The organism is Paenibacillus sp. Soil750 (assembly GCF_001428045.1).
Lineage (GTDB): Bacteria > Bacillota > Bacilli > Paenibacillales > NBRC-103111 > Paenibacillus_E > Paenibacillus_E allorhizoplanae.
On sequence record NZ_LMSD01000008.1, the window covers coordinates 57,091 to 68,848 of the forward strand.

Annotated in this window: 11 protein-coding genes; all 11 read left to right on the forward strand. The window is 44.8% G+C overall.

From position 1 onward, the window contains the following. The first annotated feature begins 180 nt into the window (after positions 1–180). Complete coding sequence (locus ASL11_RS09300) at positions 181–1,329, forward strand: MBL fold metallo-hydrolase (protein ID WP_056612794.1); 1,149 nt, start codon at positions 181–183, stop codon at positions 1,327–1,329. 35 nt (positions 1,330–1,364) lie between these two features. Next, complete coding sequence (locus ASL11_RS09305) at positions 1,365–1,673, forward strand: rhodanese-like domain-containing protein (RefSeq protein WP_056612797.1); 309 nt, start codon at positions 1,365–1,367, stop codon at positions 1,671–1,673. Between the two features lie 28 nt (positions 1,674–1,701). Continuing rightward, positions 1,702–2,274 (forward strand): sulfurtransferase TusA family protein, encoded by a 573-nt coding sequence (locus ASL11_RS09310; protein WP_056612799.1) that lies wholly within the window; start codon positions 1,702–1,704, stop codon positions 2,272–2,274. Between the two features lie 23 nt (positions 2,275–2,297). Continuing rightward, complete coding sequence (locus tag ASL11_RS09315) at positions 2,298–2,696, forward strand: DsrE/DsrF/DrsH-like family protein (RefSeq protein WP_056612801.1); 399 nt, start codon at positions 2,298–2,300, stop codon at positions 2,694–2,696. A gap of 46 nt (positions 2,697–2,742) precedes the next feature. Then, positions 2,743–2,967, forward strand: coding sequence for a sulfurtransferase TusA family protein (locus ASL11_RS09320; RefSeq protein WP_056612803.1), 225 nt, complete (start codon positions 2,743–2,745; stop codon positions 2,965–2,967). 130 nt (positions 2,968–3,097) lie between these two features. Next, a complete protein-coding gene (locus tag ASL11_RS09325) occupies positions 3,098–3,580 on the forward strand; it encodes a DsrE/DsrF/DrsH-like family protein (RefSeq protein WP_056612805.1) in 483 nt (160 codons plus the stop codon). 37 nt (positions 3,581–3,617) lie between these two features. Next, positions 3,618–4,004: a rhodanese-like domain-containing protein gene (locus ASL11_RS09330; RefSeq protein WP_056612807.1), complete on the forward strand. Its 387-nt coding sequence runs from the start codon at positions 3,618–3,620 to the stop codon at positions 4,002–4,004. Between the two features lie 76 nt (positions 4,005–4,080). After that, complete coding sequence (gene trxA, locus ASL11_RS09335) at positions 4,081–4,419, forward strand: thioredoxin (protein WP_056612809.1); 339 nt, start codon at positions 4,081–4,083, stop codon at positions 4,417–4,419. Positions 4,420–4,431: 12 nt separating this feature from the next. Further along, a complete protein-coding gene (locus ASL11_RS09340) occupies positions 4,432–5,214 on the forward strand; it encodes a sulfite exporter TauE/SafE family protein (protein ID WP_056612811.1) in 783 nt (260 codons plus the stop codon). Positions 5,215–5,296: 82 nt separating this feature from the next. After that, the gene (locus ASL11_RS09345) at positions 5,297–5,689 is read left to right on the forward strand and encodes a DUF302 domain-containing protein (protein ID WP_056612813.1); all 393 of its coding nucleotides are present in this window, start codon (positions 5,297–5,299) and stop codon (positions 5,687–5,689) included. A 249-nt stretch (positions 5,690–5,938) separates the two neighbouring features. Next, positions 5,939–11,563, forward strand: coding sequence for a fibronectin type III domain-containing protein (locus tag ASL11_RS09350; RefSeq protein ID WP_056612815.1), 5,625 nt, complete (start codon positions 5,939–5,941; stop codon positions 11,561–11,563). Positions 11,564–11,758 lie beyond the last annotated feature (195 nt).

Consider the following 11,758-nt stretch of genomic DNA (forward strand, 5'->3'; position numbering starts at 1 on the left):
CAAAAGTTTTATTATAGTATACACATACCCCAACGGGTATACGTATATATCTTAGATAAGTATCATGAAGTAATATTCTAATACATGAGTAATAGTCATTTTTTTTGCTCGAAATAATACCCCATGGGGTATATGGAAGTGATCTTTGGATTTCAATCTTATTCTAGGGAGGAATAAACAATGGTAAATGGAGTTCAATTGCAAGGAATGAGCGCCGCTGTATTAGCGAAAAAGGTATTAAATAACGAACCGATTTTCATCTTAGACGTACGTAACGAAAGCGACTTTAAGGATTGGAAAATCGAAGGTCATCATGTTCATATCCTAAACACACCCTATTTTGATTTGATCGATGGGGTAGAAACTGTTGTAGATCAACTTCCAGATGATAAAAAAATTTTGGTCGTGTGTGCCAAAGAAGGCTCTTCGAAATTTGTTGGGGAACAATTGATCGAACAAGGGAAACAACATGTTTCTTACTTAGTAGGAGGCATGAAATCCTGGAGTGAGCATCTAGAGCCCGTAAAAGTTGGTGATTTGCAAGATGGTGGAGAAATATTTCAATTTATCCGCATAGGTAAAGGCTGCTTGTCATACATGGTGATCTCGAACGGTGAAGCGGCCATCATTGATGGCGTCCGAATGACAGAAGTTTTTGAGAACTTTGCCCAAGATAAAAATGTAACCATTAAACATACGATTGATACGCATCTTCACGCTGATCACATCTCCGGTGGACGGCAATTAGCTGAAAAAACAGGAGGCACGTATTGGTTGCCGCCAAAAGATGCAGAAGAAGTCGTGTTTAACTACGCGAAGCTTGAGGAAGGAAACCGTATTGTAGTTGGGGATACCGAAATTCAGATACAACCTATTTATTCGCCTGGACATACGATCGGAAGCACCTCGTTAATCGTTGACAATCAATTCTTGCTTTCTGGAGACATTTTATTCGTTAAATCAATTGGTCGTCCTGATCTCGCGGGTAAAGCAGAGGATTGGGTAACAGACCTTAGAACAACGTTGTATGAGCGTTATAAGCAATTGTCCCATGACTTAATCGTGCTTCCTGCCCATTTTGGCAAGTTTACGGAGCTGGGAGAAGGAGGTCAAGTCTCTGCCCGCCTTGGAGATTTATATAAGGAAAATCCAGGGTTGAATATTGGAGAGGAAACAGCCTTCCGTCTTACTGTTACTGAGAATTTACCACCGCAGCCGAATGCTTACCAAGAAATACGTCAGACGAATATGGGGAAGATAACGCCAACAGACGAGGAACAGCGAGAAATGGAGATTGGACCTAATCGTTGCGCAGTTCATGATGCTTAAATCACTACTTACTTCATAGACAGGAGGCAACAACGATGTATAAAGAGCAAATGCCGGAAGAAGTTATGGGAAGAATCAACAGAAAAGAAAATATAGTTATTCTGGATGTGCGGGAACAGGATGAGTGGGAGTCTGGTCACATTCCAGGTGCCAAACATATTCCGTTAGGGCAAATTGCAAGAGCGCTCAACGAAATGGATCCCAAGCAAGAAACGATCGTCGTCTGTCGCAGCGGTAACCGCAGCGGGCAAGCATGTGATTTCCTCTCTTCGGTGGGTTATAACGTGCTTAATATGCCAGGCGGCATGTCGAAATGGACTGGGGAAATAACTTACGGTAAATAAGTATTTTAAATATATGGAGGTAATGTTCATGTCAACACTGCAAGTGAATCGAGTAATCGAATGTGAAGGTCTTGCGTGTCCGCTGCCAGTCGTTCGCACCAAAAAGGCGATGGATGAAATGAATGCAGGTGAAGTCTTGGAAATACGTGCAACAGATAAAGGCTCGGTAGCCGACCTGAAGAGTTGGTCCAGCCGTACAGGACATCAGTACCTAGGCTTAAAAGAAGAAAACGGCGTGTTTCACCACTTTATTCGCAAAGCCGAGTCGGCGGATACGAAAATAGAAAAAAAATACCCGCACATCGCTACAAATGAAGAAGTTCAAACTAAGATTTCTTCAGGGGAAGCGGCCCATATTATCGATGTTAGGGAACCCGCTGAATATGCATTTGGGCACATTCCGGGTGCCATCTCAATCCCTCTAGGTCAATTGGAAGAAAAAATAACGGAGCTTGATCCTAGCCAAGCCTATTATATAGTATGCCGTACTGGAACTCGAAGTGATATGGCTTGCCAAATCCTATCCGACAAGGGGTTTCATCATGTTAAGAATGTAACGCCTGGCATGACGCAATGGATCTTTGATCAAGAACAAGATTAATTATAAAAAGGAGACGAATTAACATGACAACTAAAAAAGTAGCTCTTATTGCATCATCAGGTGGTCTGGAGACAGCCTATAAAGTATTGAACATCGCAACAGCGGCGGCAGCATTGGATGCGGAGGTAGCCATTTTCTTTACTTTCGAAGGCTTGTCCATTATTCATAAGGAGTCGGAACACATGCTGCAGCTGAAGCCAGGTAATGAAGGAATGGTAGAAGGCTTTAAGAAAGCAAATGTGCCATCCGTGAAAGAGCTTATGGATATCGCCAAAGAATCTGGGGTACGTCTGATCGGTTGTCAGATGACAATCGACGTCATGGGTCTGGATAAAGAACATTTCATCGAAGGCATTGAACTTGGGGGCGCCGCGACATTCCTAGACTTTGCTTTTGATGCACAAGTGAGCTTGAACTTCTAAGAGAAATTAGCACTTACATTTTAAATAATAAGGAGAGATTATCATAATGACAAACTTAGTTGTAGATGCAAAAGGACTTGCTTGTCCAATGCCGATTGTTAAGGCGAAAAAAGGGATGGATTCTCTGGAATCTGGACAGATTATGGAGCTTCAAACAACTGATAAAGGTTCTATGAAGGACTTTCAAGCGTGGGTAAACCAAACGAAGCATGAACTCCTTGAATCCAAAGAAGACAACGGTGTATTCACCTTTATTGTTAAGAAGGGGTAAGGAAAGTTGAAGAGGGCTATCACTTCATGCAGTGGTAGCCCTCTTAAAGTCCTTAATAGGAGAAAGCAGAATTTTTTTGCCTTATTAAATACCCGTATGGGTATGCATGAATAAAAGGGGGATGATTTTAATGATAGAAAATAAGGAAAAATCAACGATTGTACTTTTTAGCGGTGAATTGGACAAGGCTATTGCTGCATTTATTATTGCCAACGGTGCAGCTGCTTATGACCACGAAGTTACGATGTTCTTTACCTTTTGGGGACTTAATGCGCTGCGTAAGGATGAATCCGTTCTGATCAAAAAAGGATGGCTGGAATCCATGTTCGGAAAAATGATGCCGCGTGGTGCGAACAAGTTAGGGTTATCCAAAATGAATTTCGGAGGGCTAGGTCCCAAGATGATTAAGCATGTGATGAAAAAGCATAATGCGCTGACATTGCCGCAGCTCATTGAATTAGCACAAGAGCAAGGTGTTAAGCTAGTGGCTTGTACAATGACAATGGATCTGCTTGGCTTGCAAAAGGAAGAACTTCTTGATGGTATTGAGTATGCAGGGGTAGCAGCTTATTTAGGTGACGCGGCAGATGCCAAAGTGAATTTATTTATTTAAGAGTAAAAGATAAGAACTTAGAAATGAGGTTTTAAATATGTCTACTAATGCCATCATTAATATCGTGATAGGGATTCTTCTCGTCTGGTTTGTGTATACCCGACTCGCTGGAATCAAGGGACTTAGGAATTTAACGTCCGTTCAATTTCAAGATGAATTGAAGCTAAACCTTAACAGAGTATTAATTGATGTCCGTGAACCTAGTGAAGTAAAACAAGGATATATTGCGGGAGCGAAAAATATTCCCTTATCTCAAATGAAACAACGACTCGGGGAGATCCCCATAGATAAAAGTGTGTTTTTGTATTGTCGCAGCGGAATGCGAAGCAAACAAGGGGCTCGAATTCTACACAAGCATGGTTTCCGAGATCTAGCACACTTGCAAGGTGGCATCATGTCTTGGAGAGGGAAATTAACCAAATAATTTTTTGATCATTAAATACCCATACACGTAAACGTAATGGCAATTGGAGCATAGAAGACACAAGGAGGTCTTGTAGATGGCATTAATTCAAGTCTCGGATCGTGATTTTGAAGAGATCGTTATGAAGTCTAAAGTTCCTGTACTTGTCGATTTTTACGCAGATTGGTGTGGACCCTGCCGACTAGTCGCCCCCATGCTGCAGGAATTGAGCGAGGAATTACATGATCGTGCGGTGATTGTAAAAGTAAATGTGGATGATAATCCAATGACCGCAAGCGAGCAGCATATCATGAGTATTCCGACAATGAAGCTTTTTAAAGATGGCAAGATGGCAGCCATGATGATTGGATTGCAGCCCAAAAATGAACTTACAAAAATGATTCATGATCTCATGCAGGATGGAGATCACAGATAGGAGGAGAAAGCTATGGATTATGGGTGGATTATTCTATTGTTCGGTATTGGTTTTATTGGATCCCTAATCTCTGGTATGGTTGGAATTGGAGGTTCCATCATCAAGTATCCGATGCTCTTGTATATTCCGCCAGCCATGGGTTTTGCAGCATTTACGGCCCATGAAGTATCGGCAATTAGTGCGGTCCAAGTCTTTTTCGCGACACTTTCAGGCATGTTAGCCTTTCGAAAAGGAGGGTATATCAATAAATCCCTTGTATTCATCATGGGGGGAACCATCGTTATTGGCAGCTTTATCGGGGGGTATGGTTCCAAGTTTCTATCCGACTCCTTCATTAACATCACCTATGCAGTTCTGGCTCTGATCGCAGCGATTATGATGTTTCTTCCCAAAAAAGGACAGGAAGACATGGACTTTGACAAGGTGAAGTTTAATAAACCGGTTGCGGCGGTCTTCGCGGCTATTATCGGAGTTGTTTCGGGTATTGTTGGAGCGGCTGGCGCGTTTATTACCGTACCTGTCATGCTGGTCATTCTGAAAATTCCGACACGTGTAGCTATTGCTTCTTCCCTAGCCATTACATTTATCTCTTCGATAGGCTCAACTGCCGGAAAAGTAGCGGGAGGACATATACTTCTTGTTCCGTCGGTTGTTATGGTTATTGCAAGTATCATCGCAGCTCCAATTGGAGCTAAAATCAGCAAGAAATTGAACGCCAAGCTGCTTCAATGGATTTTGGCTGCACTCATTGTGGCAACAACGGTTAAAATATGGATGGATATTTTAAGCAAATAGAGACCCCTGTTTTTTTTCTACTCTTTGGATACCCTAGTACTTATGGGTTAGAATACTAGGCTAAAGAAGGAGAATGAAGGAGATGTTCCATTATACCATTGAAACGGATAAGTCCGTGGATGAAGTGATCGAGGCGTTGACAACCAATTTATATAAAGAGCATTTCGGTATACTGTGGAAATTTAACATCCAAGAAAAGCTCCAAGAGAAAGGCCTCGAGTTTGAAGAGCCATATATTATTTTGGAGGTTTGCAATCCTTTCGAAGCAAAACGCGTATTAAGCGAACATGCAGTAGCGGGTTACTTTTTGCCTTGTAAAATTGCTGTATATGTGGAAAAGGGTACAACTAAAATCGGAATGCCTCGGCCAACGAACTTGATCGGGATGGTTGAAATGGATGCTTATGACCAGCTGTTGGAGATTGCTCAAGATGTGGAAAAACGTCTTATCAACTGTCTGGATAGGAGTATATAAGCTAGTAGTCTGATGTAGCTAAGCAGCGGTGGGGCTTTAAAAGGGTACAGTTGGTAAAGCTGGCAGCGATTATCTCGTTGTCGGCTTTTTTTTGTCAAAATAGATAAAATCGGATAACGATGTATAAATCGTCTCGTATCTTTGACTACCGGATTCGTCCTATATTTATCCATGTAATCCATCCACAAAGGGAAGTGAGTAACGAGAAGCGCAGTTGTTAGGCGAAATGAAATCGAGGAGGATTTATTTATGAGGAAAACCGTTATATGGTTGTTACTTTGCACCATGTTGGTTGCACTGTTTCCAACGATGTCAACGCGCGTTCAGGCAGCAAGTTTACTTAATGTGCTTAATCCCGGGTTCGAAGAAACAACGGTGAGTCAAACGAAACTGATACCGACGAATTGGACCACATCCTTATGGAGTAGAACGACTCCCGTGGATACTAGCGTAACGACAGCTGTGTACAGCAGCGGGACGAAATCACTTTATATTAGTGCAACAGATGCGGGAGCAGCAGGTTGGGTTTCCAAAGCAATTCCGGTTGACGGCAGTGCTCAAACCATCAAGACCACGGTGAAAGTGAAGAAGTCGGCTGATTATGCCGGCAATAATCCTTGGGTTTTCATCAGCTATGGAAATAGTGGTAGTTTCCTCGGGATAAGCTCATCCAATATGACCACCGTAAGCAGCACAGAATGGACAGAGATCACGTTAACGGTCAACGGCAGTCAGTTTCCAGCGGGAACGAATATGCTTTGGTTGAACTTAGCGACATCGAAAGCAGGCAGCGGAAGCAACGCCGGGACACTCTATTATGACGATGTAACGATGGAACTGCTGGATACAGAGGCGCCAACAGCTCCGACTAATCTTGCCATGTCTAGCCAAACGGCGACGGGTGTTACCCTTACCTGGCAGGCATCAACGGATAACGTTGGCGTCCAAGGGTACGATGTCTACAACGGTACAACGTTGATTGGGTCCACGACAGGGTTAACTTATTCCGTAAGCGCTCTCAATGTGGGTACCAATTATACGTTTACTGTAAAAGCGAAGGATATGGCGGGCAATCTGTCTGTGGCCAGTCATGCTGTAAGTCTGACTACGCCAAATGTATTGAGCATCGCCAATCCTGGGTTTGAGATCACGACATCCAGTGGAAGCAAGCTTGTTCCGGTCAATTGGAATTCTGCCTTATGGTCGCGAACGACACCGGTTGATACGGGGGTAACGACGATTGAGGCCAATAGCGGAACCAATGCCCTATATATTAGCGCAGTGGATGCAGGAGCCGCAGGTTGGGTTTCCAAGACGATGACGATTGACAATAACATGCAAATCAAAGCGACTGTGAAGGTCAAGAAGTCCGCTGATTATGTCGGTAATGATGCGTGGGTTTTCTTCAGTTATGCGAAGAATGGTTCCTTTCTCGGCACTGTGGTTGCGCCAAGTGTTGCGCTGAGCAGCAGTGAATGGAGAGAGTTTTCGGTCACTGTGAATACCGCTAACCTGCCGGCAGGCACGAATAACTTGCAGTTGAATCTGGCGTCCCTCCGTGGGGGCAGTGTTAGCCAGCAAGGAACGCTGTTTTATGATGACGCTACGATCGAATTGATTCCGGATACTGTGGCGCCAAGCGCGCCAACGAATCTCCACGCCGTAGGTCAGACGGCAGGAAGTGTTGATTTGGCTTGGAATGCCTCGACCGATAATATCGGGGTGACCGGATACAATGTTTATAAAGACACGGTGCTGGTAGGGACTGTGACAGGCTTAACCTTTACAGCAAGTGGCCTAATCGCAGCCAATAGTTATACGTTTACGGTGAAAGCCGTCGATGCGGCGGGGAATGTATCCCCAGCAAGCCAGGCTTATGTGACCAACGACACACAGGCACCGACAGCACCAACTAACTTAGCCGCATCCGACATTAAGATGAAAAGTGTCACGCTCACCTGGGACCCGTCAACCGACAATGGGGGCGTAACTGGCTACGAGATCAACGATGGAACGAAGTTAGTAGCAACAGTCACCGGGGTGACGTATACGGTAACAGGTCTTGAAGCATATAGCGGATATACGTTTACTGTAAAAGCGAGAGATGGTTCGGGTAATTTATCGCCTGCGAGCAATCCTGTCCATGTGCTTACCACGAGCTATTATGACGTAGCGAATCCTGGTTTCGAAGAAACGAAGACAAGCGGAACGAAACTTGTTCCTGTTAGTTGGAGCTCTTCCTTATGGAGCGGGGCAAGCGGAGTCGATATGGGCAGTACGATGGCAACGGTCAATAGCGGCACGAACGCGGTATATATCAACTCGACAAGTACCGGAGCCGCAGGGTTTTCATCCAAAATCATCCCGATCGACAGCGGTATGCAAACCATTAAGATTTCGGTAAAAGCCAAGAAATCGGCTGATTACGCAGGGAATGGCGCATGGGTGTTCATCAGCTACTTCAAGGATGGTGCCTTCCTCGGCACGGATGCGGCTAACACGCCAACTTTGAGCAGCACGGTGTGGACGGATATTTCATTTACGATAGATAATAGTCAGTTTCCGGCAGGAACGAATCAAGTTCAGTTGAATGTAGCAACAACCAAGTTACCTAGTGTTACGAATACTGGAACAATTTATTACGACGACGCCAGTATGCAGTCCGTTGAATATTTCCCGCTGAAGGCGGACGCCTTCGCAAACTGGTGGAAAATCGGCCAAAACGTGGTGTTCAAGGCTATCCAAGATCAGCTGCCCATTTCCGTGCAAACGTTGACGGGGACGGTTTATGATACGGATAGTCAGGTTGTTGGGCAAGTAACCGTAGATCGCTCAACGTTACTATCAACGGGTTGGAGTTGGACACCTAGTCACGAAGGTTACTATGAAATCGCTTTTGACTATACGAAACAAGGGGTTTCGGGAACACTACCGCTCCAACAATCGTACAGGATCTTGTCCAATCCTAAGAGAACGGCAGCAGAATTTGTACGCAATCGAACATCTGTAGCTGTTGTAGAAAGTCAATCCATAAGCAAAGCGGATCGTAATCCGCTGTTTGGATTTAGTAATGGTTTTAGTGATTTAAGAGCGATAGAACTCGCAGATTTGGTTGGCTTTGATTTTGCGAGAATTCATACGATCCCATGGGGAGGACAATTCACCGATACGAACATGGCAATTGAAACGAGTCGTGGTGTGTTTAATTGGGCAGGACTTGATGAACATGTCAATAAATTGCAAAGCTATGGCATGGACATCATCGGCAACATTATGTTTACACCGCTATGGGCGTCTTCGCACCCGGAAGATACAACTATTTATATCGGTGTTCCTGGTTATGCTGCCTATGCCCCAACCGACATGAATGATTTTGCTAATTTCCTGAGGGCGCTTGTGGCGCGGTATGGAGATCGGATTACCAAATGGGAAATATGGAATGAACCTCATTTGAAGGGCGGAAGTATTTTCTGGAATGATACACCGGAGAAGTTCGTAGAATTGCTACGTACCGGATATGAGACGATTAAAAGTGTTCAGCCGAATTCCGAAATTTGGATCGGAGGTATGGGCGGTCATCGATATTTGCCTTTTTATAATGAGCTGCTGCGTCTAGGCGGAGCAAACTATTATGATAAGTTGGCGCTTCATGGGAAGTTACCCGATCCCAAAGAGTATCAAGCCTATGATCAAATGTATAATGTACCATCAAAGCCGTGGGTGTCTTCGGAGAGTCATGCGGGTCTTGTGAATGCTTCAGAATCATCAAGTATCCAAACGGAGCCCGTGATTGCGAGAAAGATGCTGTACGATTATATGTACCAGATGAAGAATGGGGTCGAACAAATCGCTTATTTTGACATGGTCAATAATACGGAAGCGGAAGCTATCCCATTCGCCCATGCCGAAGGTTGGTTTACGGAATCTTCAGGCTTGTTTCGTAAAAAACCACAGCTTGAGCCAAGACTCGGTTCTGTGGTCATGCATCGATTTATCGAGACACTGGGGAATGATATTGTTTACAAAGGTGAGTATGCGCTAAGCGGAAATCAGAAAGCTGTCTATTTCGAAAGTGACGGATCACCGATTCTCGTCGTATGGTCCGAGGATGCAAATGCGGGTACAATCGCTCCAGCACTTGCCAATGCTTTTACAAGTAACACTGTAGTTCGGGATTGGACCGGCGGTACTGAGGCAGCAGCTTCGACGCTGCAAGTGAAACCGAACAAAATGTATTACATCAGCAACGTGAATGCCGCTTATTTAGCCGGACTAACATCCACTCAGGATGTCTTATTGTCTGACTATGAAAAAGCCGTACAAAATACGAATATTCCCATCGCAGCAGGGAGTAAGAGCAATTTGTTTGACCGTTCCACAGGCGCGTTGAGCACGGATATCCATTGGATTAACGACAATTGGGAGTTCAAAAGCTTGTCTTCCGAACAACCTTCAGGGTTTACCGCTCGAGCTGCCGTGGGGGCGGCCAATGATGGATTCGATCTCGTCATAGAAGTATCGGACGCTAGCTTCGTGCAAAATGAGACCAAAGGTAATTATTATATTGGTGACAGCATTCAATTTGGCCTGGATACATCAGGAATCGGCATGGTTGGGGCACAAGTGGAATTCCAAGCCGCACTGACCGCGAGCGGTCCTGTACTTTACAAGGGGACTACGCCGTATATTGGAGGAGATTTGCCATCCAACTGGACGCCTGCCGGTCAGTTCGTTCAGAACGGAAGCATGCTCGTCGACAGTTCCCAAAGCGGAAAGAAAATATATAAGATTCACATTGCTTGGTCAGAACTATATCCCTACATGCCGGATACGACGAAACCTATCTTTGTATCGCTGCTTGTTAATAATAACAATGGCAACGGTCGGCTCGGATATTTGGAATGGGCAAGTGGTATTGGCGGAGCGAAGAACGTAAGTCAGTACGGTAAAATCTTGTTGCAGAATCCGACCCCAGTGGCTGATGAGGTAAGCGTTCAGTTTAAAGATAGCAGCGGAAACGCCATCAGTGGTGGTGTCGTATCCTATTATGACGGCGGATGGAAAGATTTCGGCGTCACGAATGCTTCTGGAACTGTAAGTAAGTCTTTGCCGGATAAAGCGTACACGTTTGCCATGACCTACGAAGGCACGTATACAGAGAAAGTCCAAAATACAGGAACGGACCCTGTGGTCGCCTTCCAGACCGTTAGTGTGAAGCTGCAGTTGAAAGATAGTCTCGGCAATCCGCTTCCCAGTGGTGCGGCGAGCTATTATGCAGGGAGTTGGCGGACCTTCGGGGATATAGCTGGCGGGGAAATTCGCAAGGAGTTGCTGCCGGGCTCGTATACCTTTTCCATGAATTATGAGGGAACAATCAAGGAAAAGGTGCAAAATATCGGAGCTGATCCCGTGGTCATCTTCCAGACAGTCAACGTGAATGTTCAGTTGAAGGATAGTCTGAGTAATCCACTTAATGGCGGTTCCGTTAGTTATTATGCAGGGAGTTGGCGGACCTTCGGTAGTACGGTTGGCGGTGAGATTCATAAGGAATTACTGCCGGGTTCTTATACCCTTTCCATAATTTATGAGGGAACGATCAAGGAAAAGGTGCAAAATATCGGAGCCGACCCCGTGGTCATCTTCCAGACGGTGAACGTGAATGTACAGTTAAAAGATAGTCTGGGTAATCCGCTGGATGGCGGTACCGTCAGTTATTATGCAGGGAGTTGGCGGACCTTCGGTAGTACGGTTGGCGGCGAGATTCATAAGGAATTACTGCCTGGCGTCTATACGTTCGGCCTGTCCTATGGTGGCGTGTATAAGGAAACAGTAGCGAACACCTCATCCAACTTGGCAGTGAATTTCCAAATGTGACAAAGGAAAACTGGACCACGCGAAAGCGTAGGTTCAGTTTTTTGCTTAAATATAAGAATGTATAAGTTTCACATCATAATATGGCTATATTTCTCCACAAACGCTCCCGTCCTTGAAGGACGGCGCAGTCGTTTATTTTGGGTGGTTAATTCTAGATATAGACGAACTCGAGTGACTCTGCTAGCTTCTATTCCC

Excerpts from the sequence above, each read along its gene's own strand:
- ASL11_RS09300 (WP_056612794.1), top strand. The coding sequence starts at position 181 with ATGGTAAATGGAGTTCAATTGCAAGGAATGAGCGCCGCTGTATTAGCG.
- ASL11_RS09305 (WP_056612797.1), top strand. The coding sequence starts at position 1,365 with ATGTATAAAGAGCAAATGCCGGAAGAAGTTATGGGAAGAATCAACAGA.
- ASL11_RS09310 (WP_056612799.1), top strand. The coding sequence starts at position 1,702 with ATGTCAACACTGCAAGTGAATCGAGTAATCGAATGTGAAGGTCTTGCG.
- ASL11_RS09315 (WP_056612801.1), top strand. The coding sequence starts at position 2,298 with ATGACAACTAAAAAAGTAGCTCTTATTGCATCATCAGGTGGTCTGGAG.
- ASL11_RS09320 (WP_056612803.1), top strand. The coding sequence starts at position 2,743 with ATGACAAACTTAGTTGTAGATGCAAAAGGACTTGCTTGTCCAATGCCG.
- ASL11_RS09325 (WP_056612805.1), top strand. The coding sequence starts at position 3,098 with ATGATAGAAAATAAGGAAAAATCAACGATTGTACTTTTTAGCGGTGAA.
- ASL11_RS09330 (WP_056612807.1), top strand. The coding sequence starts at position 3,618 with ATGTCTACTAATGCCATCATTAATATCGTGATAGGGATTCTTCTCGTC.
- trxA (WP_056612809.1), top strand. The coding sequence starts at position 4,081 with ATGGCATTAATTCAAGTCTCGGATCGTGATTTTGAAGAGATCGTTATG.
- ASL11_RS09340 (WP_056612811.1), top strand. The coding sequence starts at position 4,432 with ATGGATTATGGGTGGATTATTCTATTGTTCGGTATTGGTTTTATTGGA.
- ASL11_RS09345 (WP_056612813.1), top strand. The coding sequence starts at position 5,297 with ATGTTCCATTATACCATTGAAACGGATAAGTCCGTGGATGAAGTGATC.
- ASL11_RS09350 (WP_056612815.1), top strand. The coding sequence starts at position 5,939 with ATGAGGAAAACCGTTATATGGTTGTTACTTTGCACCATGTTGGTTGCA.